Here is a 26,694-nt window from a genome sequence, read left to right on the forward strand (position 1 = left end):
AAGGGCGCGTCATTGACGCGCCCTTTTGATGTTTGAAAGGGAACGTGCCTCAGTCGAGGCGACCGCTGGCATGGGCGAGCATCGTGTAGACCTTGCCAGTGTCCGAGGACATGTAGGTCTCGCTCAGCATGTTGTCCCGGTCGTTTTGGGAAACCTGCGCCAGCAGGGCTTCGAAATCCTCGATGTACCGATCGACGGCGGAGCGGAACTCCGGATCGCGATGATACTTGGAGCGGATCTCGTCGAAGGTCTGTTGACCCTGCAGCGTGTAGAGACGACGGGTGAAGACATTGTGTTCACCTGCACGGTAGCGGTCCCACAGGTCGACGAAGGTTTCGTGGTCGATGGCACGTGCAATGTCCATCGACAGCGAGTTCAGCGATTCAACCATGTGAAGCTGCGAACGTCCGCCGTTGCCGTTTCCACGTTCGCGACGCGCAGTCGGCTCAGGCGCTGTCTCACGCTCGTCCTCCGAGGCTCGGCGCAGCAGGTCGGAGACCCAGCCCTGAGACTGAGCGGCCGCGGGCGTCTGAGGCTGTGCGGGCCGCTGCTGGGCAGGGCGGGCCTGCGGCGCACGTTGCTGAGGCTGTGCGGGCTTCTGAGGCGCGGGTTCCACACGCCGCGGCGCGGGAGCCGGAGCCTTGGCCTGAACAGGCGGCTGTGCCGGGCGCTGCGGCGCGCGGACAGGGGCCTGCGTCTGGACCGGAGGGGCGGCGCGCGTCTGGGCCGGAGCCGGAGCCGGGGCCGTCGCCTGTGCCGGAGCCGCCGCCTGTGCCGGAGCCGATGCTCGTGCGGATGCAACGGCCTGGGCAGGAGCCTGACGGGCCTGCGCCGGGGACACGTCGAGCGCGTTGGACTGGCGCGAGACGATCTCTGACAGTTCGTTGAGCGCCCGGATCTGCTCGGAAACCACCTTGCGCATGGCTGCGGTGGATTCCTGCGTCTCGTCCGGAAGGTCGAGCACACCGCGCTTCAGCTCTGCACGGGTGGCTTCCAGTTCGCGCTGCACTTCGCGGGCGACTTCGCGCATGCGCGCCGTCGCCTCGTTGAAGCGCTCGGAGGCCTCGCCGACCGTGCGGCCGACTTCTTCCATGAGCTGGTTCTGGGCCGAACGAACGGCGTCACGTGCCTTTTCACCGTGGGCCGACGCGGTCGCCTCAAGCGAGGTGAGCTGCTCATGCAGCGTCTGCGTCGCGGTGTCGGCGGTGCGGCCAAGCAGGTTGACCACGGCGCGGGCCTTGTCGTCGGCGCTTGTCAGTGTGCCGGCCAGAAGCTGTGCGAAATTCTGCATCAGCTTGTCGACCGCCTCGGTCTTGGTGACGAGGTGCTCCGCCGCATTCTCCATGGTGGAGGCCTGGTCGCTCACCGTCTGTGAGACGTTGCGCTGCGTGTCGTCGAGCTGACGGGCGGCGGAGGTGATCGACAGGCTCTGCTTCTCGAAGCGGTCGGCCAGATCCGTGATGTCGGTCAGCATCGCGCCGGAAACGGTGCGCAGCGCCGCCACCTGATCGCCGATGATCGCCGTCGACTCGTTGGTGTCGCTGACCGCGCGATCCACCGCATCGCGGAACTCTCCGGTGCGCTGGGTGAGTTTGGTCTCGATCTCGTTGAGGTTGTCGCCCGCGTGGTTGAGCACCTCGTTGAGACCGGCGTTGGACTGGTTGAGACGGTCCAGAATGCCCGCGATCTCCGCCTGGACACGGTCGTTCGTGTTGCCCAGAAGCGAGACGGCGTCGCGTGAACGTGCCTCGATCGCATTGGCGACTTCCTCGCCGGTCGCGGTCATGGTGCGCGTCGCCTCCAGCCCCTGACGGGCAATGGCTTCCGACACGTCGCGGCCCTTGACGGTGATCGCGTCGAGGATGGCGGAGTGGACCTCGCCCATGCGACCGGTCAGGTCGCGCGAGCGCTGCTCGATGGCGTTCAGAAGCTCGTTGCCATCGGTGCCCAGCAGGCTGGACAGCTCTTCGGAGCGCGCAGACAGGGTTTCATTGAAGCTGTGAGCCTGGGTCTTGAGCGCCTCGGTCACGCTGCGGCCGCGATCGGCAAGAACGCGGGTGGCCTCGTTGACGGCCATGGTGACGCGCTCACGCAGATCCTCGGCTTCACCGGAAACCAGCTGCTGGAGCTGATGGGTGATGCCTTCCAGAATGATGCGGGCGTGTTCGCTTTCGGCGTTGAGAGAGCCGGAAACCTCGGCCACGGTGCGGGCCATGTTCTCGCGAACCTGCTCGCTCTCACCCGACAGCGCGCCGCCGAGTTCGGCCAGCGTTGCGGTATAGAGTGTGCGGGCCTTCTCGCTTTCCGCGTTCATGGACCGGCCAGCCTGTTCGACGGCCTGCAGCACCAGATCGCGAACCCGGCCGCTCTCGCCCTCCATGATGGAGGAGGCGCGGTTCATGGCCTCGGTGACCACCGAACTTGCCTTCTCGCTCTCCTCGGCCAGCGAGCCGGTGATGGCGGCAAGGCGTTCGTTCAGGATGCGCTCGATCTCGCCGGCGCGACCGTCCAGCGTTTCGGCAACCTCGAAGACCTTGGAGCCAAGCGAGACGTTGATCTCCGCGATGCGCTCCGAAAGGGTTTCGGTGAGCTGCTGGGTCTGGCGGGAGAGCACCTGGCTCACCTCTGCCAGACGGCTGTTCAGCGCGTCGGTCATCTCGTTCTGGCCGACGACAAAGGCGCCCGCGATCTCGCGGGTGCGGGCAATCAACGTTTCGCTGATCTGGCGGGCGCGGGTGTCGAGAGCCTGGTCCACACGCGTGATCGAGTTCGTCATGGTCTCGACGAGCTGATCGGAGCGCTGGTTGATGTGGCTCGTGGCCCCATCGATCCGTTCGCCCACCGCGGCGTCGAAGGATTCCAGCCGCTCGCGCATGGTCTCGCCGATGGCCTGCGAACGCTCGTCGAGACGACGGGCGATCTCGTCGGTGCGGCGGTCGAGATCCGCACCGGCCTCGCCGACGCGCTGATTGAGCACCTCGGAGACGGCAGCGGTCTTCTCGTCGAAGGTGTCGGCGATACGGGTGCCGCCTTCTTCCAGAGTTGTGGAGATGCGCTGCGCGCCGCTGTCCAGCGTTTCGCTGATGCGGGAGGTGCCCGTCTCAACGGTGTCGCCGATGCGGGCGCTGGTGCTGTCCATCGCCTCGGTGAGGCGGGTTGCGTTGGCATCCAGTGTGGAGGCGAGAGCGTTGGTCCGGGTTTCCAGAGCCTCGCTGAGAGCGCCGGCGCGATTGTCGAAGGTCGCGTCGATGGAAAGCGCACGGCTTTCCAGCGTTGCGTCCAGCGTCTCGGTCCGCTCTTCCAGAGCGCGGTCCATGACCCCGATACGCCGCTCCAGTGCGCTGTTGATGGTGCCGGTGCGCTCTTCCATCGTGGCGTCGATGGTGTCGCGATGCCGGGTGAGGCTCTCGGAAAGCGCCTGACTGCGGGCGGCAAGCGCCTCGTCCATGGCGCCCAGATGCCCCTCCAGAGCGGTGGAAAGCTCGCCGGTGCGGTTGCCGAAGGCTCCGACCAGTTCGCCGCCGCGCTCGTTTATCAGATGATCGAGTTCGCTCAGGTGGCTCGCGAGGCTGTCATGCAGTACACGGGCGCGCACGTCGATGGTCTCGGAGATCCGGCCGCCGATGGTGCCCAGTTCGTCGGTAATCGCCTCGCCGCGCGCGCTCATCAGGCGGGCAAGCTCGGTTCCGGTCTCCGACAGACGCTGGCCGAGCTCGTAGGAGCGTTCGCCCAGCGCCGCGCTGATTTCGGTGGTGGCGGAGGCGACGGTGGCGTCGAAATCCGCCGCATGGCTGGCAATCAGCTCGCCCATGGCCTCGCCGCGGGCAGCCAGGCGCTTGTCGAGTTCTTCGCCTTCGACGGTGATGGATTCGTGGATGCGCTCGCCGATCGAGCCCAGACGTTCGGCCAGATCGCCGCCCTTGACGGTGATGGTCTCGGTGAGATGGCTTGCCGTGCTGTCGAGCTTGGCCGCGATCTCGCCGCCGCGCAGCGACAGGTCCACAACGATGGATTCGCCGGTCCCTTGGAGGATTTCGGCCACTTCGCTGGTGCGGCTGGTGATCGTGTCGATGACCTCCGCGCCCTTGGTCGCGATATGGTCGGCGACCTCGCTGCCCTGATGGGTGATCGTCTCGATAACCGCTTCGCCGCTTGCGCGCATGCTGTCGTCGAGCTTGGTGACCTTCTCGTCCAGGCTCTCGATGAGTGTGCGACCCGTGGTGTCGAGGCGCGAGGCGAGCTCGTCGGAATGATGGGCGAAGGCTTCGGTGATGGTCGAACCCGCGAGCGTCAGCGTGTCGTTCACTTCCGCCGTGCGCAGGCCGATGGTCTCCGTCACGCTCTCGCCGGTCTCGCTGAGCAGGCGGCTGATGGCGTTGCCGCGATCCATGAGCGTGGTGACCAGGCTGTCTGCGGTCTCCGACAGGCGCACGTTGATCTCGGTGCCGCGCTGGCTGAGGACTTCCGAAAGCTCCGAGGAGGAGCGCGTGATCCGCTCGACGTAATCTTCCCCGCGTTCCGACAGGCTCTCGACCAGAGAACGACCGGCGGCGTCCAGCGAGGCGTTCATGTCCTCGATGCGTTCGTCGACGGCGCTGGTGAAGTTCAGGGTGCGGGAATCGAAGGTCTCCGTCAGGCGGGAATTGACCGCGCCCACGGTGCTGTCGATCTGTTCCACGGTCGCGGAAAGCTGGGTGGCGAGGCTTTCATGCGCGCCGGAAATGGAGGTGCGCACACGGTCGGCATTCGCGGTGATCGCTTCGCGCTGGCTGACGAGATCGTCGATCAGCGCGCGGATCTTGAGTTCGTTGTCGTTGTAGGAACGCTCCAGCGAAGCGACCTCGTTGTGCACCAGCACTTCAAGCTCGCTTGCCCGCGCAATGGCGCGTTCGATCCCGTCGCCCATGGCGGCGACTTCGCGGCGGATGGCCTGACCGACATTCAGGACCGATTCCTTGGCGATGTCTTCCGGCTCGGCAAGGCGCAGGGCCACCTCGGTCATGCCGTGGGCCACGATGCGCATTTCCTGCGCGCGGCGGATCATGACGGCAAGCACAAGGAAGAACAGGACCGGCAGGACAAGCGCGATGGCCGCCACGATCAGCGAAGGGTGCTGGGTGATCTGGCTGAGCGCAGTCATCTGGTTGATCTCGCCGCTGAGGGCGGACCAGACGATGCCGCCGCCAATGGCGAGCCAACCGATGGACAGCAGGAAGGCGATCCAGACCGGAGCCGTGGAAGGCTGACGCTGGAGCGCATAGATCAGGTTGCCGATCGAGCGGCGGTCGTCATTGGCCGGGCTCTGGCGCGCGGAGCGGCTGCGCCGTCCACGGCGCGGCGCGCTTTGGGCTTCCTTCTCGCGTGCGCTCACAGCCGCCGCAATCGCATCGACGGCATCGCCGTCCGCGGCCTTCGCGCCATCCCCATTGTCGCTCTCAACGGTTTCCGGCTTCTGCGTGTCGCTCTCAAACTCGAGCTTCAGCGCCTCTTCGACGGCCGAAAGGGCCGCCTCTGCCGGATCCGTTGACTTTCGCGATTTACCCGCCATGTCAGATCGCCTCTGTCGGTACTCTGTACTTGCCGGCGACAGATTGCCGTTTGTCGCCGCCATATCCGATGGACCCGGCGAGCGCCTTCGCCGAGCCATGCGCATGTGGTTTTACTGGATCTGCCGGGCCGGGCGTCTTCACGACGTCCCCTTTACGGCCAAATCCCGCGCTCGCATGAAATCAGCGTCTGTCAGAAGTCGGATCCCCGTCCGGTGTCCCGCCCTCTGCAAGCTTTCGCCGCTACCACAGTGACTCTTAATAAGACATTGTGGCGACAATAGCTTCTTCGCATACGACCGCCTCAGTATCGGTAATGGCACAATCAGGGTAAATGGACAAGAAATCTCGGGCTGTCGGGGGCTCCCAGCGCGCCCCAGTGGGCCCCAAAAACCCAGGAAAAGATCGTCAAAAATGACGATGAACAAGGGCCGGTTCGTGACGGCGTCACGGGCGTGAGCGAGGTCGCTGGTCTCCCTCCTTTGGGATCCGGAAAGTTGCTCGGCGAGGCGGCGGGGACTTGGTACGATCCTCGTCGCGTTTTTGCGGCTGGTGACCTGTCCGATCCCGCGAGCTCGCGCTTAACGCACTGTAATAATATATAAAATTTGAACGAATGACGGGGGTGTCGGTTCTGACGGCCGCGACGGAACTGTGCTTGATTGCAAGGGGTTGCGGCTGTCTCTTTCAGTGATTTCGCCGCCCCGATTTCGCAGATGCGATATGCGTTTCGAACCGTCGCAAAGTGCGAATGGCCTGAAAGTGTGAGAATGCGTTAACCAAAGATTCATTTTGTTGATTTGTGCGGGGCTTGCGGACTGAAAAACGTCTTTCATTCTTAACGCGATTTTTTCCGGTGAATGAGATGCTGGCTGCGTTCAAGACGAGGTCCGCTACGTCATTCGGGGGAATCCATGTCAACACCAGCCAGTTCGAGTGTATCCGGGACAGACCGTGCGCCGGTGGATCTTGCGCATCTTGCGCGCCACACCTTTGGTGACCAGGGTTTGCAGCAGGAGGTTCTGGCGCTGTTTGAAAGCCAGTCGGCCGTCTGGATGGACAGGTTGAAACAGGCTGGCGACGTGGGGGAGATGCGTGAAGCGGCCCATTCGCTCAAGGGCTCCGCGCGCGGGATCGGTGCATGGCAGGTGGCGGAGCTGGCGGAGCGTCTGGAGGCGGACAGCGGGGAAGAAAACAGCCGCGTCCCATCGCAGATGGCACGGGTGCTCACCCGCGATCTGGAGGACGCGCTGGCCGAGGTGAACCAATTCATAAGGACGTTTCTGGAAGGTGTCGGCTGAAGCTCAATGGGACGAGCGGACGGTGCAAGCCTGACCTGGGGTTGCAAATCGTGGTCTGGGCGGACTGACCACTTGACTTGACTGGCCCGCTGAAGGGCTTATGTCGGGAGAACTTCCCACCTTCCACACTCAATAGGCCAGCGTAGCTTCATGCCCAAGATTACTTTCGTCAGCGCCGACGGCAGCGAGCGCAAGACCGTGGACGCCGCCGTCGGGACCACCGTCATGGAAAATGCCATCAAGAACATGGTTCCCGGTATCGAGGCGGAATGCGGCGGCGCCTGCGCCTGCGCGACCTGCCATGTCTATGTCGACCCCGAATGGGCCGAGGTGACAGGTTCGCCCGATCCGATGGAAGAGGACATGCTCGATTTCGCGTTCGAGGTTCGCCCGACTTCCCGCCTGTCCTGCCAGATCAAGGTACGCGACGAGCTTGACGGCCTCGTGGTTCAGATCCCTGAGCGCCAGGCCTGACCGGCGGGCGCCTTCTCGCCGTCGATGTCATTCGTTCGATCGCGACGGGCCGCAGCCGTGAGGCTGGGGCCCGTTTTGCGTTCGGCGTCTCGTTCATGAAGTCCGGGTGAGTTCGCGCCGTTCGCGGCTCAGACATTCAGAAGCAGGTACTCGCGCTCCCACGAGGAGATGACCTTGTTGTAGAGGTGCCATTCGAGGTTTTTCACGTCGACATAGGCATCGACGAAGCGCGGGCCGAGGATGGTTCTGAGCGGCTGCGATTCCTGCAGTTCCGACAACGCCTGATGGATGTGCCAGGGAAGCGAGACGCCAAGCGTGTGTGCGTCGACTTCCACCATCGGTTCCGGGCCCCTCTTTTCCTCAAGCCCCAGAAGCCCGCAGGCAAGTGTTGCCGCCATGGCGAGATAGGGATTGCTGTCCGCGCCGATGACCCGGTTTTCCACCCGTCGTGCGGCGGGCGGTGAATCCGGCACGCGCAGGCCGCAGGTGCGGTTGTCGCGCCCCCAGTGCACGTTGATGGGCGCGTCCGATTCCAGCCGGATGCGGCGGTAGGAATTCACGTTCGGACAGAACAGCGACATGGCCGCAGGGACATAGTTCTGCAAGCCGCCGATATAGTGCAGAAGCGCGGGGGCGTCCGCGCCGGTCTCATCGACCAGGATGTTGGTGCCGTCGGAACGCCGGACAATGGACTGGTGGATATGGGTCGCGGAGCCGGGCATGTCCTGATGCGGCATGGCCATGAAGGTGGCGACCATGTCGTGTCGGCGCGCGGCAAGACGCGCCGTGCGCTTGAACAAAAAGGTCTGGTCGGCCAGCTCGATCGGGTCGCCATGGCGGAAATTCATCTCAAGCTGCGCGGGCCCCGCCTCATGCGCCATGGTGGCGATCTCGATGCGGCTCATTTCGCAATAGTCGTAGATCAGGTTCACCACGTGGTCGTAGTCGTTGGCATGCTCGATGCCATAGGCCTGATGGCCGGATTCCTTGCGGCCAGACAGGCCGGTGGGAACGGAAAGCGGCATGTCCGGGTCGTCATTGCGGGCCGTGAGGTAGAATTCAAGCTCAGGGGCGACAATGGGCTGGAGCCCCTTTTCGGCATACCGATCCAGAACCCGCCGCAGCACTTGTCGCGGCGCAAAATCGACCGGGCTGCCGTCCATGAAAACACAGTCGCAGATAACCTGCGCGGTGGGTTCCTCATACCAGGGCACAAGGCGCATGGTGGTCAGGTCGGGGATGGCGCGGATATCGCGATCCAGCGGATTGACCACGCTGCTCTCATCGGCCGTGTCGCCGGTGACCGCTTGAAAAAAGAGGAATTCCGGCAGCCGCAAACCGTCTTCCATCAGGCGGATGAAATCCTCGCGCGGGATGATCTTGCCCCGCATGATCCCGTTCATGTCGGGGACGATGCACTCCACTTCATCGATGCGGGCCGCGCGAAGCCAGCGGGTGGCCGCTTCCGGGGTGGAGGTGACTTCGGTCGCGAGTTCTTCGGAAATCATTGGTTGGGGTCCCGTTGTCAAGCTGCCGTCGGGGCGCGGCCCGTCCGATCCGGGGACAGAGGAAGCGCTGTGCAGCGGGTGGCGTCAAGCGGAACGTTCATGCGGCCAGTGGAAATGCTGTGATATCTGCATTGTTAACAAGATGGCCAGATTGTACATTCCCACAATGATTGTAAGCGTATGGCGGTCTTAAGAGACTGTGTCTTGTGCAGCGGCGGTCATGCGAAACTCTCGGGGGCACATGTATAATTCCATTCTTGTTCCAATTGATCCCGCAGAAAGCGATTTTGCCAACCCCGCGTTGAAGATGGCCGAGCGGTTCGCCACCCAATACGGTGCGGTTCTCAGGCTGGTTGCGGTCATCTCGCCGGTGCGCGGCGTCATCACGGAGATGTTGGACGCGGATTTCGATACCCGAATTGCCGATGACGCGCGCAAGCTGCTTGTCGAGATCGCCGGTTCGCTCAACGTGCCGAAGGACCGGGTGAGCATTTCGGTGCGCGCGGGCACGGTCTATCACGAGGTTCTGGAGGAGGCTGCGGCCTTCAATGCCGACCTGATCCTCATCGCCTCGCATGGCGACAGCTTCTCCAGCTACCTACTCGGCTCCAACGCCGCCAAGGTCGTGCGCCATGCCGATTGCTCGGTGCTGGTGGTGCGCGGTGGCGAAGACGAAGACGAAGACGAAGACTGAAGCCTCGGTCTCACATGCGTTCGCTCGCTAGCGGGCCAGTTCTTTCATGGCCGCGTCGAGGCCTTCGAGCGTCAGCGGGTACATGCGGTCTTCCATGATCTGGCGGATCATGTGGATGGATTCCGTGTAGCCCCAGTGGTTCTGCGGCACGGGATTGAGCCAGACGGCGCGGGAATAGAGGTCGGTCACGCGGCGCAACCAGGTTTCGCCGGACTCAGCGTTCCAATGCTCCACCGCGCCGCCGGGATAGGCGATCTCATAGGGGCTCATGGAGGCGTCGCCCACGAAGATCACCTTGTAATCGGCGGGATACGTGTGGAGCACGTCCCAGGTGGGCGTGATTTCCGAATGGCGGCGCTGGTTGGACTTCCACACGCCTTCATAGAGGCAATTGTGGAAGTAGAAATGCTCCATGACCTTGAATTCCATCCGCGCGGCTGAAAACAGTTCCTCGCAGATGCGGATATGGTCGTCCATTGAGCCGCCGATATCGAAGAATAGCAGCACCTTGACCGCGTTGCGCCGCTCGGGGCGCATCTTGAGGTCCAGATAGCCACGATGCGCGGTGGCGCGGATGGTGTTGTCGAGATCAAGTTCTTCGGCAGCGCCCGTGCGCGCGAAATGGCGCAGGCGTTTCAGCGCGACCTTGATGTTGCGTGTGCCCAGTTCCACCGTGTCGTCGAGATCGCGGAACTCGCGCTTGTCCCACACCTTCACCGCGCGGCGGTGGCGGCTTTCCTTCTGCCCGATGCGCACGCCTTCGGGATTGAAGCCGTAAGCGCCGAAGGGGGAGGTTCCGGCTGTGCCGATCCACTTGTTGCCGCCCTGATGGCGGCCCTTTTGCTCCTCAAGGCGCTTTTTCAGCGTCTCCATGAGCTTGTCCCAGCCGCCCAGCGCCTCGATCTGCGCCTTGTCCTCTTCGCTCAAGTGCTTTTCGGCGAGCTTGCGCAGCCATTCCTCCGGGATTTCCGCTTCCACGGCCTCGCTCATCAGGTCGAGGCCCTTGAAGACATGGCCGAAGACCCGATCGAACTTGTCGAGGTTGGATTCGTCCTTCACCAGCGCGGCGCGCGCCAGATAATAGAAATCCTCCACCCGGCGCTGCGCCAGATCCGCCTTCAAGGCTTCCATGAGCAGCAGATATTCGCGAAGCGAGACCGGCAGGCCCGCGGATTTCAGTTCCTGGAAGAAGTGGACGAGCATGGCTGATCCCTGTTGAACGCAGAGTATCTTCGCAGCCTTGATAGAAAATTTCCCGACCTTTTTCACTAGATAAAAGGGCGGTCATCCTTGTTTTTCTGTATTCAATATATTTAGCTTTTTACTCAGAAAGAATGACATAAAAACAAGAGATGCGGCAAGTAAGTGTATCGAGTATACGACTATATAGCGGTTAGAATAGTCCATGCTTAATAGTATATTTTTCAAGTGATGGCCGGTTACTTCAGTGGTCTCGATGTATCGCATTTTGTATTCGTCAACCATTGCTCCTAGGAAACGGTATGTCGAGTTTAGTGCGTTAAGATTTATAATGGAGAATAAAAGGTAGGCGATTGATCCAACGAATTTGTGATATGGACTAGGAAGTTCTTTAGATACGTAGAAATAGCCAAGTATAGCTATGTGTATGCCTATAAACATATTCCAAAGCGTGTCGATTTTGTCGCCGATCGCGATTATGCTTTCCAAAATAGATTCTGCGGGCATTTAAAAAAGCCTCAAGGTTGATTGATGCCAAAACCACCCCGGCCACCACATATCTGATGCCCTGCGAATTTCTTGCATCCGCCGAAGCATGGTGATCCACGGAATAGGGCGACCATTTTTAGTTCCAGTTGGTTCATGTCCAATATTGATCTGCCCTGTGTGAGCATATCGACAAATAATTGATCGCATTGGCAGCTATAAAGCCCGTATTGGCGGTAACATAAATCATGCGCCATACATGCTGCGTCCAGAGCGTCGACAGGTTTGGGGTTTGTATTGGCGCGTGGATAGCCGGAACCGCACCAGTTTCCGCATATGGGCATCGCGCCGTCTGGGTTGCCCTGTGCTTTGGCTGCAATTGGCCCTGTCAAGTTGAACAGGTGTGTGGGCGCCAACACCATGCCTACCATGCTGGTAAGAGGAGAAGTGAGGTCATCCGCCATCTTCTTTAAGCCAAGTGGATCATCAATCCGCTCTCCACGAAGCCGACGTTCCCATTGCTTCACATCCTCTTCCCTCAGGCAGACCTCGTAGGCGCCAGTCTTCTCATTCTTTGGAATGTTGAAGGATAGGCTTCCAGAAGGTTTCACCTTGGTGCTGACGTCGGGGTCCGGGCCTTTTTTCAACGGGTTGGCATCGGGATTGCAAGCGCCAATAAAGCAACAAATTAAAATAAGCGATATGAGGTAGTATACAGTTCGCATCTCATCAGCTCCCCCAAGCAGATGGGAGGTAGGAAAGCACATGGTGTGACGTGCGAGTATTTGACTTAAGTATAAAAGATACCTATTCCGGCGATTTTTCTCCGACCGTATCGGCGGCGCTTTTGAGCCCCGATATGAAATCGGTGACACGGGGCGCGCGTTCGCCGATAAAAGGCGCGGGGCGGCAGACATCGATGGCCGCTGCGCCGATGCGCGCGGTCAGAAGCCCGTTGATCACGCCTTCGCCCAGACGTGCCGAAACACGCGCGGCGAGGCCCTGTCCCAGCACTTGCTGAAGCAGGCTGTCGCCTGCCGCCATGCCGCCGGTCACGGCCAGATGGGCGAGCACGTGACGAACGAGGCGGAAAATGCCGAGCGTACCCGGACGCCCGCCGTAAAGATGCGACAGCGCCCGGATCAGCCTCAGGTTCTCAACCGCCACCACAAGCAGGTCCACGATTGCGCGCGGGCTGATGGCGGTGATGACGGACACGCGCTTGGAGGCATTGGCGACCAGATGGCGCGCGCGCGCATCGAGCGGTTTCAGCAATTCGCGCTCGGTGAGAACGACGAGATCGCGCCCGTCGATGATCTCGCTCGACAGCGAGGAGAGCGCGGTGCGGCCATGGGCGGTTTCGGGCCTTGGCGCATAGAGGCTCATCAGGTCATTCAGTGCGGCGCGCGCGGTCTTGCTGTCGTCGGTGTCTGCAGCGGCGCGAAACTGGGCGCGCAGCCGGTCGATCTGTCTGAGGCGCGAGAGGCCCGCGATCTCGCGGATGACGAGAGCCAGAACGGCGAGCACGGCGATGGCGGCGAAGGCAATGCCCACCCAGCCGAGCCATTCGGTGCGGGCGAAGAGATCGCGCACCAGCCGGTCCACCGCAAGGCCGGCGCCGAGCGAGATCAGGCCGCCCAGACCGATCGCCAGCCAGCGCCCCCAGCGGCGCGTGGGTCGCGGCGGGAGCGGCGCGGGCAGGGCTTCATCCGGCGGAAGCGGCTCGGGGATGATCCGCGCGGAGGCCTTGCGCGGGCGCGGAGCCTCGCTTGTCCCGTTGTTCTGGGCGGGGGCGTGATCGTCCTCGATGATCTGGTCGCCGTCGATGCGGAAGGCGCGCGGGGCGCGGCGCGGCGGTTCTCCACTCATGCGAGCTTGTCTCCAACGAGGAATTGCAGGGCCCGGTCGAGCCGGATATGCGGCAGGGAGAGCGTGACGCCCTCCGCCGTGCGTTCCAGCCGGGGCGGGCGGAAACGGATGAAGCGCAGGTCGGGCCCGGCGGCAAGGTCGCTCCCTGGCTCGTAGATCGCGGCGGGATCGTCGGGCAGATCGCCGGGAAAGAGCGCGATCTCCGTGTTTCCGTCATAGGTGGCCTCGCCGAGCGTCTCGCCGGGAAGGGGGGTGCCCAGGATCGCGGGCAGGGTGACGCCGTCCTCCTTCAGCTTCGCCTCGCGAGTGGCGCGGATGGCGGCGATGGCCGCGACATCCACCTGCGCACCCTTGAATTTTGCGCGCTCCACCGCCTTTTCCACCAGCTTCGACAGGATCGCCTCCAGCCGGTCGTGATCGGCATGGTGGAGATGATCGGCCTTTGTGGCTGCGAAGAGAATGCGGTCGATGCGGCGCACCAGAATGCTGGAAAGCCACGAGTTCCGGCCCGGACGGAAACAGCGCAGGATGCCCGCAAGAGCTGCTTCCAGATCCTGAACCGCGGCGGGGCCGGCATTGAGGGCGGCAAGCGCGTCCACCAGCACGATCTGCCGGTCGAGCCGGGCGAAATGATCGCGGAAGAAGGGGCGCACGACGTGTTTCTTGTAGGCCTCGTAACGCCGCTCCATCATCGCGTGAAGACTGTTTCGCGCGGGTGATCCGACATCTTCCAGATCAAGCGGGCAGAAGGTGAGGGCGGGGGAGCCCTCCATGTCGCCGGGCATCAGGAACCGGCCCGGCGGAAGCAGCGACAGCGCATGCTCATCCGCCCGGCAGGCCGCCAGATAGGCGGTGAAACGGGCGGCGAGGTCACGGGCCTTGTTTTCGTCGGCCTCCGCGGTCGGATCGCTCGCCGTCAGCGCTTCGAGCCAGTCGGAGGCGAGCGCGGTGCGGGCGGGGTCGCGGGCAAGCTCAAGCGCCTCGTGCGACCATGTGCGGAAATCCTTGTTGAGCAAGGGCAGGTCGAGCAGCCATTCGCCAGGATAGTCCACAATGTCGAGGTGCAGCTTTCCCCGGCCCATCATGGTCTTGAGGAAGGTGGCGGATTCGTACTCGATGGTCAGGCGCAACTCGGAGACCTGCCGGGTGGATCGTGGCCAGACACGTTCATCGAGCAGCGTATCGATGTGGCGCTCGTAATCGAAACGGGGAACGGCATCGTTGGGCTGGGGCTGGAGGAAGGCGCGCGCCAGCCGTCCGCTGGCCCCGGCTTCGAACAGCGGCAGCCGCCCCCCGTGGATGAGGTTGTGAACGAGTGCTGTGATGAACACGGTCTTGCCGGCGCGCGACAGGCCTGTCACGCCGAGGCGCAGGCTCGGGACAGCCAGTGCCTGCGCGCCGTCCACGAGATTGTCGAGTGTGTTGCGTGCCTCGTCGGTAATGCTGGAAAGTCTGATCAAGGGCCTGGTCGCTTCACGGTCAGGAAGGGCGCGACCGGCCGCTTCGAACGTCGGGCGCAAGGTGTTCGTAGTCAAAGATGTAGGAAGGCGAGGCCCCTATCGCAAACGCTTTTGCCCGCCAATCTCAATTCTGGCTGAGTGCAACGCCATGTTCAGCCAGCATGGCCTCCAGTTCGCGCGGCTTGATGAACGCGGTCAGGTGACCGCTTCCCGGCTCCAGCGCGCCCGCCGTCGGCGCCTTGAATTCGATCACGGCAAGGGCTGCGGTGGGGAAGCCCTCGCGCAGATGCTGCAGGGCGCCCGGATCGCCGTCGCAGACGAGAGCCAGCGCAGTGTCGTGAATGACCGGGTTGTGGCCGATCACCATGAGCGTTTCCGCCTGTCCTGCATGGGCTGCGATGATGTCGCGGTAATCGTCGTCAAGGGCGTCATAGATCTCGCGCAGCAGCTCGATCGTCATGTCCTTGCGCATGAAGGGCAGGATCGCGGCCAGCGTCTCGCGGGTGCGCAGGGCGGAGGAACACAAGATGCGGTCGGGCAGCAGGTCATTGGCCTGCATGTACTGGCCCATCATGGGGGCGGCGCGCAGGCCGCGCTGGGCAAGCGGGCGGTCGAAATCGGTAAGCGCCGTCTCGGTCCATGACGACTTCGCGTGGCGAAAGAGCAGCAGGCGGGACATCACAGGTCTCCGTCTCGGGGCGCGCTCACTTCATGGAGCGCAGCGTTTCCACCATGTCATTATAAGCCGCTTCCACGGCCTTGTTGTCGCCTGGATAGGCGTAATTCATCCACAGAACCAGACCACGCCGCCCAATGGAAATGGGCCAGATTGTCTCGCGTCGCTGACTGTCGCTGCTGCGAGCGACAATGAAGGTCAGCCCTTTTCGTGCCACGCCCGACCCCGTCACCTGCGGGAAGCCGATCCCGACGAAATGGTCGCGGTAGTCGCGGGTGGCGCGCAGAAGATACCCCTGCTCCCAGATCTGCACCATGAGATAGAGGTTATTCGTTCGATAGGTGCAGCTCGCCAGCATGGTGGCCGTGGTGCCCGCCACTTCGAAACGCTCCAGCGCGCCAATCCTGTCGGGGCAGGAGAGGCCGGAGTGATGCGTCAGCGTGCCGAAATCCTCCCGCCAGCCGTTGACGGCGCCGGCCGGGATGAGGCTTGCGGCAAGGGCAAGCATTGCCCCGCAAAGAACGGCTGAGAGACGGTGTCCACCACGTTGCATCGATCAGCGACCCTGACGGCGGGCCATGAATGCCAGCCGTTCAAACAGATGCACGTCCTGCTCGTTTTTCAGCAAGGCACCGTGCAGCGGCGGGATCAGCTTGGAGCTGTCACGCTCCTTCAGCGTTGCCAGGTCAATGTCCTCGTTCACGAGGAGCTTGATCCAGTCCAGCAGTTCCGAGGTGGAAGGCTTCTTCTTGAGGCCGGGAACTTCGCGCACTTCATAGAAGATCTTCATCGCCTCGGTGAGCAACATGCTCTTGAGACCTGGATAGTGGACCTCCACGATCTCGCGCATCGTCTCCTCGTCGGGAAACTTGATGTAGTGGAAGAAGCAGCGGCGCAGGAAGGCGTCCGGCAGATCCTTCTCGTTGTTGGAGGTGATGATCACCAGCGGGCGCTGCTCGGCCCGGATCGTCTCGCCCGTCTCGTAAACGTGGAACTCCATCCGGTCGAGTTCGAGCAGAAGGTCATTGGGAAACTCGATGTCGGCCTTGTCGATCTCGTCGATCAGCAACACGGGCCGGGTTTCGGAGACAAAGGCCTCCCACAGCTTGCCGCGCTTGATGTAGTTGGCGATGTCGTGGACCCGCTCATCGCCGAGCTGGCTGTCGCGCAGGCGGGAGACGGCGTCATATTCGTAAAGGCCCTGCTGCGCCTTGGTGGTGGATTTCACGTGCCATTCGATCAGCGGGGCACCGAGGGCTGCGGCGACTTCCTGTGCCAGAACGGTCTTGCCGGTGCCGGGCTCGCCCTTGACCAGAAGGGGACGTTCCAGAGCGATGGCGGCATTCACGGCGATGCGGAGATCTTCGGTCGCAACGTAGTCGACAGTGCCTTCAAAACGCATTCGTATGTCCTGCTGTTCGATGCTGGGGGTGAACCTTCGTCCGCCGCAGCGCCCCGTGTGAGGGCTTTCATCCATTCCGGCGACCGGTTCCGTTACGGAGGGCAGAGCATAGGATGCCGAAGGTGTCCTCGCCAAGCGGAAGCGGGCCGTTTGCAGTGCCAAACTTGCCTGTTGCCCGGCAAACTTTGCCCCGGGCGGCAATAATTTACCGGGTTGCGGCCCGGTTGCCTATCCCTTCGACCCGACTAATGCGTTGAAAATACAGGAATCCGACGCGTTTTCCGGTTTGGCACGGGGGTTGCGATAGGGGGAGGGAGTTTTTGTGTCCCTCGCTGATAAGCGACCACTCGTGAGGAGAAGTCGATGGGCATCTACGGCGCCATCAACGCGGCGATTTCCGGTCTGAGGTCTCAGTCCTACGCGCTGGAGAACATTTCCGGCAACATCGCCAATTCGCAGACCACCGGCTACAAGCGCCTGGATACCAGCTTCTCTGATCTGGTCGCCAGCGGCGGTACCGATCAGACCACCCAGATCGCGGGCACGGTGATCTCCAATTCGCGCGCGACAAACGACATCAGGGGTGATCTCCAGCGTTCGGATATCGACACCCACATGGCCGTCAACGGCGATGGCTATTTTGTCGTTCAGGAAAAGATCGGCGAGCAGGATGGACGGCCGATTTTCTCCGGTACCAACGTCTATACGCGCCGCGGCGACTTCACGGTGGACAAGGACGGCTATCTGGTCAACGGCGCGGGCTACTATCTGTTCGGCAACCCGATCGACGAGACGACGGGCAATGTGTCCGGCACCGTGCCGGAGCTGATCCAGATCACCAACGACTTTATGGGCGCGCGCCGGACGACCGAGATCGAGTATCGCGCCAACCTCCCGACCTATCCGATCACTGCCCAGTCTGATGCGACGGTGCCGGGCTCGGAGCTTCTGGACAGCACCATCACGCCAGGCAATGACATTCTTGCTGCGGACAAGACTGCGTTCCTGCGCAGTTCGGTCGCTGGCGAGGCGATCACCATCTATGATGAAAACGGTTCGCCGGTGAATGTGCAGGTCCGTTGGGCGAAGTCACAGAATGCCGATGCGAGCGTGCCGCAGAATGCGCAGTGGGAGATGTACTATCTCACCGACGCTGATGCCGCCGGTCCTAATCCGGTCTGGAAGCATGCGGGCCAGTTCGAGTTCGACGGCTCTGGTGCGCTCGTCTCGCCCACCGGCGGCAACATCACGCTGGCCAATCTGACCGTGGACGGCAACAACGTCGGCGATTTGCTCTTTTCCTTCGGCTCCGACGGCCTCACCCAGTATGCGGATCCGAACGGCGCGGCGAAGGTGAAAACGCTTTCGCAGGACGGCTATGCCTCCGGCGAGCAGACCGGCGTGAAGATCGGCGGCGGTGGACGTATCGTGGCCACCTACAATAACGGCCAGACCCGCGATCTCTATGAGATCCCGATCGCATCGTTCGCCGCGGACGCTCGCCTTGAGCGTCTTGATGGTGGCGCCTTTGCCCAGACGACGGATTCCGGCGAGCCGTTGTACAGCGCGACCGGCACCATCAAGGGCAATACGCTTGAAGCCTCCAACACCGATATCGCCGACGAGTTCTCCAAGCTGATCATCACGCAGCAGGCCTACTCGGCGAACACCCGTATCGTCACCTCGGGTGACGAGATGCTCCAGGAAGCCCTGAATATGGTCCGCTAAGGCGGGCCTGTGAGCCGCCGATCCAGAAGGGGTCGGCGGCGTTAGAAAACCTTATCGCCAGGATGGTCGTGCCATGGGTCTGAGTTCGGCTCTCAACACCGCTCTTTACGGTCTTGCCTTCAACCAGCGTCAGCTCGATGTAACAGCGGCGAATATCGCCAGCGCTGATACGGTCGGCTACACCAAGAAGAGCATTCAGGCTTCCGTCGCCTATGGAAGAAACGGGCAGGTCATCGGAGTTGTCTCCGACCAGATCACCCGTTCCCTCGACGAGAATGCCCAGCGGGAATACCGCACCAGCTCGGCGGACATGTCCTACCTGGACCTGATGAAGTCCTACGCGTCGCGCGTCGATGCGCTGATCGGCACGCTCTCGGATCCGGGTTCGCTCAACAAGGTCATGGCCCAATTCGTGTCCGACCTGTCGGCGCTCACCACGTCTCCTGAAGACTACACTGTTCGCCTGCAGGTGATGCAGAGCGCGAAGGCGGTCGCCTCCGAGCTCAACAGCGCCACCAGTGCCGTTCAGCAGATGCGGCAGGAGGCGGAGAACCAGATCGGGGATACGGTCGGGCGCATCAACGAACTGATCCGATCGGTCTCCGACATCAACAAGGAGATCGTGACGCAGAAGGCGGGCTACCAGTCGACCGCCGATCTGGAAGATCAGCGCGATCGCTATCTGGACGAGCTCTCCGGGCTGATTGACATCAATGTGCGCGAGGATCCCAACGGTGCGGTCCGGCTGTACACGACCGGCGGCATGTCGCTGCTCGATGTCTATCCGTCCGAGCTTCGCTTCGATGGGCGCGCGACCGTCACCGCCGAGGCCCAGTGGAGCGAAGATCCGGCGCAGCGAAAGACCGGCACGATCACCCTGGTGACGCCGGGCGGTTCCACCATCGACCTGATCGCCAACAAGGGCCTTCATTCCGGCCGTCTGGGCGCGCTGGTGGACATGCGCGACAACTATCTGGTGGAAGTCCAGGACCAGCTTGACGAGATCGCCAGCCAGCTGTCCCAGGCGCTGTCGAGCCACAACGTAGCGGGCACCGACGCGGGCGCAACGCCGCCGCAGCAGGGTCAGAATCTCGACATGGCGGCCCTCCAGAAGGGCAACAAGGTCACACTCACCTACAAGGATGCGGCCACTGGCGAGGACAGGACGATCACCTTCATTCGGGTGGACGATCCAAGCCAGCTGCCGCTCGACAACTCCCAGACCGCCGATCCGAACGACACGGTCTACGGCATCGACTTTTCCGGCGGATACGCCTCCGCAGCCGCGCAGATGCAGGCGGCTCTCGGCGGGACGGGCTTCACCGTCACCGATACCGGGTCTGTGTTCAGTTTCGTGGATGACGGCGGTACGACCTCGACCCTGTCCGGCGTCACCGGCACATACACCGCCACGGGGCTGGCGGATGAGGGGACGCCGGCTCTGCCCGTCTTCACCGACGGGCTTGCCGGCCAGCCTTATACCGGGGCGCTGGAGGGACGTGATCAGAAGGTCGGCTATGCGGGCCGTATCTCGGTCAATCCGGCGCTTATCGACGATATCTCCCGGCTCGTGGTCTACGACTCAGCGGCGCCAACGGAAACGGGTGATCCGACGCGCGCGCTCCATCTGCTGAATGCGCTCACCCAGACGTCTCGCCAGTATGACAGCAAGGCGGGGATCGGCACCGAGAGCGCGCCCTTCAATGGCACGGTCGTCGACTATCTGTCCGAGGTCGTGTCGCGTCAGTCGGCCAAGTCCGCGAACGTGAACAGCATGCACGCGGGTCAGAAGGTCGTCACAAACAATCTCAAGAGCCGGGTGGACGATTCCTCCGCCGTCAACATGGACGAGGAATTGGCTCGGCTAATCCAGTTGCAGAACGCCTACACCTCCAATGCGCGAGTGATGACGGTGATCCGCGAACTGTTTGATGTACTCATGAACGCGTGAGGTCGGCTATGGCAGTCAACTCCGTCTTTTTCAAAAATTCCTCGTTGATCGATCAGCTCACACGGATGCGGACGACCTTCGATGATCTGCAGCGCCAGCTGGCGACGCAGAAGAACTCAACGACCTATTCCGGGCTGGGACAGAACCGCAGCCTCGATCTGGCGCTGAAGCAGCGTATCAACGAGATCGGTTCCTATCAGCAGACGGGAACCTTCGTCGATCTGCGCCTGAGCGTGATCGACAAGACGATCAGCCGAATGGACGAGATCCGTTCTGAAGCCCGCAAGGCGATGGATCCCAACAATTTTGTCCAGCAGGCCGATGGCGCGACCAACAGCCAGACCTCGGCCGAGGTTTCGCTGGTGGAACTGCTGGGGTTGCTCAACAGTGATGTGGCGGGCCGTCATATCTATTCCGGCAGCAAGGTCGATACCGCTCCGGTGGTCGACATGGATCTGATCATGAATGGCGATCTGACCCATGCCGGACTGAAGCAGGTCATTGACGAATATGTGCAGGCAGATGCGGGCCCGCTCAATAACGGACGCCTGACGAGCGCGCTTGCTGGTACGACAGTGACGCTTGCCGAAGACGGTGCGCATAATTTCGGCTTCAAGATTGCCGGTGTGACGTCGGATCTGTCGAATGTCACCACGAATTACACCGCCGGGCCTCCGGCAAGTCAGGATATCGACTTTGCGGGACAGCCGAAGGTGGGCGAGACCATCAAGGTCTATCTCGACATGCCCGATGGCACGCAGACGAGCGTGGAACTGAAGGTCGCGGATGGGCCGGGCGTCAAGAACGGCTTCGAGCTCGGCGCAACGCCGGCCGATACGGCAGCGAACCTAAAGGCTGCGCTCGACACCGCCGTGCAAGGCAAGGCGTCCAGCGATCTGAAGGCGGCTTCGCATTATCGGGCGTCCGAGGCCTTCTTCGACACCTACCAGGGGCAAGAGGTTCCGCGCGTCGATGGTCCGCCCTTCGACACGGCGACCGGCACACATCCTGGCGGTGCGGATACGGTGGCCTGGTATGTCGGCGATCAGACGGTCGGAAATCCCCGCAGGGGAGCCACCGCCGTGATCGATGACAATTTCGAGGTGAACTACGGCGCGCGCGCCAACGAGGATGGCATCCGCGAGGTGGTGCAGTCCATTGCGGCCTTCGTCGCGGCGGATTTCTCCGGCGAAAGCGAGGAAAACCACGACTTCTATTCCGCAATGGCGGAACGTGCGCGGTCTCCCTTGCAGAACACCGAAGGCAAGACCTCCGGCATCCAGAAAATCGAAATGGAGATGGCGACCACCCATCTGGCCGTGAAGCGCGTGGCAGAGCGCCACAAGACCATGGCGAACTCGCTCCAGACGTCGGTGGACGAGATCGAGGGCATCGACAAGAACGAGGTGGCCGCGCAGATATTGCAGCTGCAGACGATGATGGAAATGAGCTACCGCACCACATCGATCATGTATCAGCTCTCGCTGGCGAACTATCTCTAGAGTGCAAGCCGACAGCGCGCGGTCCGCGCGCGTAATTGGAGAAGGGCGCAAGCAGGGCTTGCGCCCTTTTTTATGCGCATGCAGGCGCTCTGGTGGGGGCGCTGGGGCAGGGCCGGGTCCGGGCGCGGCACAGGAGCGGAGCCCTCAGGCAGGGGATTGCGCCGCGCGTAGGCGCGTTTGGCCCTTGAGGCTGGAAACGGGCGCCGGAACCGGAGCCTCAAACCAGGACCCTCAAAACTGGGGCCAAAACGACAAAACGCGCGCCCTTGGGCGCGCGTTTTTGATGGCGTGGCTATGTGTGGAGCGGGTCAGCCGCGGCCACGCAGGCCTTCGGCAATGTTGCGGTTGATGGAGATCAGGGACTCGATGCGCTGCGGGTTCGGATGGCGCAGGACTTCCAGGGTCCGGTTCATGATGAACACGCCGAGATTGGTGATGTTCATCTTGATCTGGTCAGGAAGCGGGTTCTGCTCTTCGCGTACGGCAGCCAGAAGATAAGTCCACAGTCTGCGGTTGTAGGTGAGCTGCTCTGTAAGATCCGCCGAGGTCATTTCGTCCCAGTTATCTACAACATTCTGCAGCTTTCCAGCGGCTTTCATCAACAGCGTGGCTTCAAGATCGCGGGGATTTACCCCCGTTTGGCTCATTTTCTGGTAGGCCGCTGCTGCCTGATTGTACATGCCCGATCAGCTCCTGCTCGTAATCTATCAGTGCTCTCGCCTCTTTAAGAGCATGATACAATGCACCGGTTAAGATCTTGTTATTAATGCGGTCGATTATTTGGAATGTGCTAGGCGCCGCGTTAAGGACATCTTTTACAAGGTCAAAATAGATCTTTTGATGCGGTCCGGCTTCTCCATCGAGGTACATCAGCTGTACGATCAGATAGATGCGCTTTGCCGGGGTGTCCGCTGTTTCCTTGGTGAGAATATCCTTCTCGCGCAAGATGGGGGCTTCACCGGAAATGAACAGCCGGGTCCGATGATCTCCATTCGTGATCACGCTGGAGCCCAGTATGAACTTTTCGCCGGGTTTTAGCTCGATTTTTAGCGCCATGACGAAGAGTTTCGCCTGCTTTGGTTTAAGGATCTTTACCGCGTGTGCCGACTGTGGACAGGTGGCGACGATATCGCCACCTTGTCACGTTCGTCGGCGGAGCGCCAGAGCTTGGCCTGGAACAGGCTGAGCGGGGCCTAGAACAGGCTGAGCGGGGCCTGGTCGGCCTGCGAGGCCAGCGAGAGGGCCGTTGTGGACAGCTGCTGACGGGTCTGCAGGGCCAGCATGTTCGCCGCTTCCTCGTTGCCGTCAGCCAGGACGAGATTGTCCGCGCCGGTCTCAAGCGTGTTCATCATCATCTTGGTGAATTCGGTGCGGTTTTCCACAATCGACAGGTTCGAGCCGAATGTGGAGGCCTGGGAGCGCACCGTATTCAGGGCGCCCTTCACGGTCGCAAGCAGCGTGTCGATGTTTGAGTCCAGATCCAGATCGACGGCGTCGAGATCGGAAAGGCCGAGATAGGCGGAATTGATCGTCGCGCCATCCTTGGTCTGGATGTTGATCGTGGAGGTGCCGGTCTCGTTGAAGGTCAGCTTCAGGTTGTCGCCACGCAGCAAGTTGATGCCGTTGTAGGAGCTGTCATCGGACAGTTTGTCGAGCTGATCGCGAAGCTCGTTGAACTGTTCTGCGAGGTCGGTGCGGACATCGTTGCCTTCGATGGACGTGGTGGAGGTCGATCCGTCGGCGGTTCCGCTGGCGGTCGTTCCGGTGACGGTCAGGTCCTGGGTCGACTGGTTCTCGATGCGCAGCTTGCCGTCGTCGTTGGAGGCGCGGATCTTGTCGTCGAGCGCCGTGTTGGCCGCAATCTCGTTGACGAGATCGGCAACGCTTTTCGCCGTGATGTTTGTGGTCGAGTTCACTGCGCCGCCAAGACCCGAGCCGCCCCCGATTCCGGCTTCTGCAAGGTTGGAAACCGTGATGGCCGCCGTGGAGCTGCTGGAAGCGGTATCGGATGTGAACTCGAGTTCACCACCGTTGGTGCTTGCCGTGATGCCAAGGCTTTCAGCATCAAACAGGGTGTTCAGCGCGCCTGCTATTTCGTCGGCGGTGACAGCTTCTTCGTTAGCCACAGTGAAAGTGACCGCGGTGCCGCCGTCCAGCGTCAGCGACAGCGTGTTACTTCCCGCGCCACTTACTGCGCTGATGGCAACAGATCGAGCGGCGCCACCGTCGATGGCGATGTCAAAGTCTATTGTACCGGCGTTGGTGTCACTCGCGGCACTATCGAAGTTGACTGCACTAAAACCGGAACCTGTGGCGACGCCCTGCGCGACGGTCAGGTCGATATCGACGGGTGTCGTTCCGATGGCGCCGTCGGAGAAGGACAGCGTTTCGGTGCCGGTGGGCGTGGTCCCGACGTCAATCGTGTAGGCTTGGGTGAAATAGGTCTTGTCCTGCCGCGCCTGGCGCAGTGTGGACTGCATCGATTCCAGCGTGTTGGTGATGGCGGTCAGGCCGTTGTCGGCGGCTTCCAGCGTCTTCACGCCGTTGGTCATGGAGTCCATGAGCTGCGACAGGTCGTTCGCGCGGGACTGCAGCGACGACGATGTGAAGAAGTTCGTCGGATTGTCGAGCGCCGAATTCACCTTCTTGCCGGTAGCGAGACGGTTCTGGGTCGTCGCCATCAGATCTGCAGTGTTTTGCAGAGAGAGGAGGTTCTGCCGCACGCCGGCGGAAAGGGTAATGTCAGACACGGTCGCCATCCAATCCTGAAAACGCAGGAGTTCGTTAAGGTTAATTAACGGATGACATCTAAATGGTTAATGCTTTGTAAACAACACCCTCTTTGAGGCGTTTTCAGCGGTTTATACGTAAAAAAAAGGCTAATTCCTTGCCGGAAATTCGTAATTGTCCGGAGAAATTGCCTAGCATGGTAAATGGTTTATGACCATCGGGCGGTGGGCTGGGCGTGGGTTGGGCGAGGGGCAATCCGGAGCCCGGCGCGCGTGTTCCGGCCGGTGAAGGCCGGGGCCGCGGGTGGCGTCCGGACACGCCGCGCGCAAGGCAGGCGCCAAAAAGAAACGGCGGAGCCAGAGGCCCCGCCGTTCGATGTCGTTTTGCGATGTCGCGTTGGTCTTAGAACAGACGCAGCGGCGCCTGATCGGCCTGGGAGGCCAGCGACAGGGCGGTGGAGGAGAGCTGCTGCCGGGTCTGCAGAGCCAGCATGTTCGCCGCTTCCTCGTTACCGTCCGCCAGCACCAGATTGTCGGCACCGGTCTGCAGCGTGTTCATCATGACTTGGTGAAGTCCTGACGGTTCTCAACGATCGACAGGTTCGAGCCGAAGGCCGACGACTGCGAACGGACCTTGTTGATCGCTTCCTTCACGTCACCGAGCATCGAGTCGATGTTCGCGTCGCTGTCGAGATCCTTGGCCTCGATGTCGGCCAGGCCCAGGGTTCCGGCGTTGATCGTCTCGCCGTTCTTGGTCTGGATGTCGATCGTGGACGTACCGGTCTCGTTGAAGGTGATCTTCAGGTTGTCGCCGCGCAGCAGGTTGATGCCGTTGAAGGAAGCATCATCCGACAGCTTGTCGAGCTGGTCACGCAGCTCGTTGAACTGCTCGGACAGATCGGCACGCACACTGTTGCCGCCGATCTCGCTCGTGCTGGAGGAACCGTCAATGTTGCCGGAGGTGGTCGAGCCGCCCACGGTCATGTCCTGCGTGGACTGGTTCTCCAGGCGCAGCTTGCCATTGTCGTTCGACGCACGAACCTTGCCCTTCAGCGAGGTGTCGTTGTTGATCGAATTGACGAGCGTATCGACCGTCTTGGCAGTGGTATTGACCGTGGAACCAGTGCCGTCGGCGATGCCGGTGGAGCCGCCGGCGACCGTCGCGGCAAACGAGCTCACTTCGATCGACGATTTGCTGGTGTCAGTGTCCTTTGACGTGGTTGTCAGCGTCAGTTTGCCGCCCTCAACCCCGGCCTCGGCTTTGACGCCTGCAGCCGTCAGCTTGTCGTTGATCAGTCCGGCCATTTCCTCAGCGGTAATAGCCCCCTCGTCCGCGATGGTGCCGGCGGCAGCAGCTGCAGCGGTATCTGAATCGGAAACCGTGATCGTCTGTGCGGTTCCGCCATCGACGGCGATGTTGAAGGAGACGCTGTTGCTGCTGCCCGTCATGTCAACCGTCGTGAACGCGCCGGCCGTGATCTTGGACTGAGAAGTCGTCAGTTCAAGTTCCTTGCCGGTCTCGCCGATGGCGCCGCCGGAAAGGGTCATCTTTTCAGTGCCCGCCGGGGAGGAGCCGAGGTCAACCGAATAGGACGCGGTCTCGAAGGACTTGTCCTGACGGGCCTGACGCAGGGTGGACTGCATCGATTCCAGGGTGTTGGTGATCGAGGTCAGACCGTTATCGGCCGCTTCCAACGTCTTGATGCCGTTGGACATGCTGTCCATCAGCGATCCCAGATCGCCTGCACGCGACTGCAGCGATGAGGAGGTGAAGAAGTTGGTGGGATTGTCGAGGGCCGAATTGACCTTCTTGCCGGTGGCCAGACGATTCTGGGTCGTGGCCATCAGGTCCGCAGTGCCCTGCAGAGAGAGCAGATTTTGGCGGACGCCGGCGGAAAGGGTGATATCAGACATTTACTAATTCCTTTCTTGGAACTCAAACGCCCCCTTTCTGGGAGCTGTCAAAAACTGACCTGTATGTATTAACAGGCATTTAATACTTACATATCTGTCAGTTTTCGGAGTTCACTTTAAAACTTCAAATGAAATGGCGATAGGGGAAAGCGCGAAAGACGCGCGATCTGCCGCAAGGGCAGGGGTGGCGTATTTGATCCGGGACGGGGCGAGGGGAGGTGGTCGCGGCGCGCTCAAATGTGCGCTTTTGGAGC

General features: G+C 61.7%; 20 protein-coding genes. 6 read left to right on the top strand and 14 right to left on the bottom strand.

Annotated elements, in window-relative coordinates; genetic code table 11:
* Positions 1-49: 49 nt before the first annotated feature.
* Entirely contained in the window at positions 50-5,548 is a 5,499-nt protein-coding gene (locus ABGM93_RS00730) for an antitoxin (RefSeq protein ID WP_321502510.1), read from the bottom strand.
* A gap of 912 nt (positions 5,549-6,460) precedes the next feature.
* On the opposite strand from ABGM93_RS00730, the gene ABGM93_RS00735 reads away from it, so the two are divergent.
* Both ABGM93_RS00735 and ABGM93_RS00740 read left to right on the top strand, forming a co-directional pair.
* Complete coding sequence (locus ABGM93_RS00735; protein ID WP_321502512.1) at positions 6,461-6,847, top strand: Hpt domain-containing protein; 387 nt, start codon at positions 6,461-6,463, stop codon at positions 6,845-6,847.
* Between the two features lie 150 nt (positions 6,848-6,997).
* The gene (locus tag ABGM93_RS00740) at positions 6,998-7,321 is read left to right on the top strand and encodes a 2Fe-2S iron-sulfur cluster-binding protein (protein ID WP_319775656.1); all 324 of its coding nucleotides are present in this window, start codon (positions 6,998-7,000) and stop codon (positions 7,319-7,321) included.
* A gap of 128 nt (positions 7,322-7,449) precedes the next feature.
* Here ABGM93_RS00740 and ABGM93_RS00745 read toward each other — a convergent pair whose 3' ends face one another.
* Positions 7,450-8,829, bottom strand: a complete 1,380-nt coding sequence (locus ABGM93_RS00745) for a glutamine synthetase family protein (RefSeq protein WP_321502514.1) — start codon at positions 8,827-8,829, stop codon at positions 7,450-7,452.
* 241 nt (positions 8,830-9,070) lie between these two features.
* Here ABGM93_RS00745 and ABGM93_RS00750 point away from each other — a divergent pair, with 241 nt between their 5' ends.
* Positions 9,071-9,523, top strand: a complete 453-nt coding sequence (locus ABGM93_RS00750; RefSeq protein ID WP_321502516.1) for a universal stress protein — start codon at positions 9,071-9,073, stop codon at positions 9,521-9,523.
* 27 nt (positions 9,524-9,550) lie between these two features.
* Here ABGM93_RS00750 and ABGM93_RS00755 read toward each other — a convergent pair whose 3' ends face one another.
* The 7 genes from ABGM93_RS00755 to ABGM93_RS00785 form a co-directional block, all read right to left on the bottom strand.
* Entirely contained in the window at positions 9,551-10,726 is a 1,176-nt protein-coding gene (locus ABGM93_RS00755; RefSeq protein WP_321502518.1) for a VWA domain-containing protein, read from the bottom strand.
* Positions 10,727-11,241: 515 nt separating this feature from the next.
* On the bottom strand, positions 11,242-11,934 hold the full coding sequence (locus ABGM93_RS00760) for a hypothetical protein (protein ID WP_321502520.1): 693 nt from the start codon (positions 11,932-11,934) through the stop codon (positions 11,242-11,244).
* A gap of 82 nt (positions 11,935-12,016) precedes the next feature.
* The gene (locus tag ABGM93_RS00765) at positions 12,017-13,078 is read right to left on the bottom strand and encodes a TIGR01620 family protein (protein ID WP_321502524.1); all 1,062 of its coding nucleotides are present in this window, start codon (positions 13,076-13,078) and stop codon (positions 12,017-12,019) included.
* A complete protein-coding gene (locus ABGM93_RS00770; protein WP_321502527.1) occupies positions 13,075-14,538 on the bottom strand; it encodes a YcjX family protein in 1,464 nt (487 codons plus the stop codon). The genes ABGM93_RS00765 and ABGM93_RS00770 overlap by 4 nt, the downstream gene beginning before the upstream one ends.
* 124 nt (positions 14,539-14,662) lie before the next feature.
* Positions 14,663-15,217: a histidine phosphatase family protein gene (locus ABGM93_RS00775; protein WP_321502530.1), complete on the bottom strand. Its 555-nt coding sequence runs from the start codon at positions 15,215-15,217 to the stop codon at positions 14,663-14,665.
* A 25-nt stretch (positions 15,218-15,242) separates the two neighbouring features.
* Entirely contained in the window at positions 15,243-15,767 is a 525-nt protein-coding gene (locus ABGM93_RS00780) for a hypothetical protein (RefSeq protein ID WP_321502532.1), read from the bottom strand.
* A gap of 3 nt (positions 15,768-15,770) precedes the next feature.
* The gene (locus tag ABGM93_RS00785; protein ID WP_321502536.1) at positions 15,771-16,616 is read right to left on the bottom strand and encodes a MoxR family ATPase; all 846 of its coding nucleotides are present in this window, start codon (positions 16,614-16,616) and stop codon (positions 15,771-15,773) included.
* A 363-nt stretch (positions 16,617-16,979) separates the two neighbouring features.
* Between ABGM93_RS00785 and ABGM93_RS00790 the strand changes: the two genes are divergently transcribed.
* From ABGM93_RS00790 to ABGM93_RS00800, 3 genes are all read left to right on the top strand, one after another.
* Positions 16,980-18,344: a flagellar hook protein FlgE gene (locus ABGM93_RS00790; RefSeq protein WP_321502540.1), complete on the top strand. Its 1,365-nt coding sequence runs from the start codon at positions 16,980-16,982 to the stop codon at positions 18,342-18,344.
* 73 nt (positions 18,345-18,417) lie between these two features.
* Entirely contained in the window at positions 18,418-20,295 is a 1,878-nt protein-coding gene (gene flgK / locus ABGM93_RS00795) for a flagellar hook-associated protein FlgK (protein WP_321502543.1), read from the top strand.
* 8 nt (positions 20,296-20,303) lie between these two features.
* Positions 20,304-21,797, top strand: coding sequence for a flagellar protein (locus tag ABGM93_RS00800; RefSeq protein ID WP_321502545.1), 1,494 nt, complete (start codon positions 20,304-20,306; stop codon positions 21,795-21,797).
* A gap of 308 nt (positions 21,798-22,105) precedes the next feature.
* Here ABGM93_RS00800 and flaF read toward each other — a convergent pair whose 3' ends face one another.
* From flaF to ABGM93_RS00825, 5 genes are all read right to left on the bottom strand, one after another.
* A complete protein-coding gene (flaF, locus tag ABGM93_RS00805; RefSeq protein ID WP_321502548.1) occupies positions 22,106-22,477 on the bottom strand; it encodes a flagellar biosynthesis regulator FlaF in 372 nt (123 codons plus the stop codon).
* Positions 22,410-22,853: a flagellar biosynthesis repressor FlbT gene (gene flbT / locus ABGM93_RS00810; RefSeq protein ID WP_321502550.1), complete on the bottom strand. Its 444-nt coding sequence runs from the start codon at positions 22,851-22,853 to the stop codon at positions 22,410-22,412. Before flbT ends, flaF begins: the two co-directional genes overlap by 68 nt.
* A gap of 137 nt (positions 22,854-22,990) precedes the next feature.
* A complete protein-coding gene (locus tag ABGM93_RS00815) occupies positions 22,991-24,547 on the bottom strand; it encodes a flagellin (RefSeq protein ID WP_321502552.1) in 1,557 nt (518 codons plus the stop codon).
* Between the two features lie 382 nt (positions 24,548-24,929).
* Positions 24,930-25,088 carry a flagellin gene (locus ABGM93_RS00820; protein WP_321502554.1) on the bottom strand — a complete coding sequence of 53 codons (159 nt, stop codon included), beginning with the start codon at positions 25,086-25,088 and terminating at the stop codon, positions 24,930-24,932.
* Entirely contained in the window at positions 25,085-26,440 is a 1,356-nt protein-coding gene (locus ABGM93_RS00825; protein ID WP_321502555.1) for a hypothetical protein, read from the bottom strand. Before ABGM93_RS00825 ends, ABGM93_RS00820 begins: the two co-directional genes overlap by 4 nt.
* Between the last annotated feature and the right edge of the window lie 254 nt (positions 26,441-26,694).

Source organism: Breoghania sp., assembly GCF_963674635.1.
In the GTDB taxonomy this organism is placed as follows: Bacteria; Pseudomonadota; Alphaproteobacteria; order Rhizobiales; family Stappiaceae; genus Breoghania.

What these genes read in the sequence shown, in the direction of transcription:
- ABGM93_RS00760 (WP_321502520.1), bottom strand. Translation starts at nt 11,934, where the DNA reads ATGCGAACTGTATACTACCTCATATCGCTTATTTTAATTTGTTGCTTT.
- ABGM93_RS00730 (WP_321502510.1), bottom strand. Translation starts at nt 5,548, where the DNA reads ATGGCGGGTAAATCGCGAAAGTCAACGGATCCGGCAGAGGCGGCCCTT.
- flaF (WP_321502548.1), bottom strand. Translation starts at nt 22,477, where the DNA reads ATGTACAATCAGGCAGCAGCGGCCTACCAGAAAATGAGCCAAACGGGG.
- ABGM93_RS00735 (WP_321502512.1), top strand. Translation starts at nt 6,461, where the DNA reads ATGTCAACACCAGCCAGTTCGAGTGTATCCGGGACAGACCGTGCGCCG.
- ABGM93_RS00780 (WP_321502532.1), bottom strand. Translation starts at nt 15,767, where the DNA reads ATGCAACGTGGTGGACACCGTCTCTCAGCCGTTCTTTGCGGGGCAATG.
- flbT (WP_321502550.1), bottom strand. Translation starts at nt 22,853, where the DNA reads ATGGCGCTAAAAATCGAGCTAAAACCCGGCGAAAAGTTCATACTGGGC.
- ABGM93_RS00740 (WP_319775656.1), top strand. Translation starts at nt 6,998, where the DNA reads ATGCCCAAGATTACTTTCGTCAGCGCCGACGGCAGCGAGCGCAAGACC.
- ABGM93_RS00745 (WP_321502514.1), bottom strand. Translation starts at nt 8,829, where the DNA reads ATGATTTCCGAAGAACTCGCGACCGAAGTCACCTCCACCCCGGAAGCG.
- ABGM93_RS00820 (WP_321502554.1), bottom strand. Translation starts at nt 25,088, where the DNA reads ATGATGAACACGCTGCAGACCGGTGCCGACAATCTGGTGCTGGCGGAC.
- ABGM93_RS00750 (WP_321502516.1), top strand. Translation starts at nt 9,071, where the DNA reads ATGTATAATTCCATTCTTGTTCCAATTGATCCCGCAGAAAGCGATTTT.
- ABGM93_RS00765 (WP_321502524.1), bottom strand. Translation starts at nt 13,078, where the DNA reads ATGAGTGGAGAACCGCCGCGCCGCGCCCCGCGCGCCTTCCGCATCGAC.
- ABGM93_RS00785 (WP_321502536.1), bottom strand. Translation starts at nt 16,616, where the DNA reads ATGCGTTTTGAAGGCACTGTCGACTACGTTGCGACCGAAGATCTCCGC.
- ABGM93_RS00775 (WP_321502530.1), bottom strand. Translation starts at nt 15,217, where the DNA reads ATGTCCCGCCTGCTGCTCTTTCGCCACGCGAAGTCGTCATGGACCGAG.
- ABGM93_RS00825 (WP_321502555.1), bottom strand. Translation starts at nt 26,440, where the DNA reads ATGTCTGATATCACCCTTTCCGCCGGCGTCCGCCAAAATCTGCTCTCT.
- ABGM93_RS00755 (WP_321502518.1), bottom strand. Translation starts at nt 10,726, where the DNA reads ATGCTCGTCCACTTCTTCCAGGAACTGAAATCCGCGGGCCTGCCGGTC.
- ABGM93_RS00800 (WP_321502545.1), top strand. Translation starts at nt 20,304, where the DNA reads ATGGCAGTCAACTCCGTCTTTTTCAAAAATTCCTCGTTGATCGATCAG.
- ABGM93_RS00790 (WP_321502540.1), top strand. Translation starts at nt 16,980, where the DNA reads ATGGGCATCTACGGCGCCATCAACGCGGCGATTTCCGGTCTGAGGTCT.
- flgK (WP_321502543.1), top strand. Translation starts at nt 18,418, where the DNA reads ATGGGTCTGAGTTCGGCTCTCAACACCGCTCTTTACGGTCTTGCCTTC.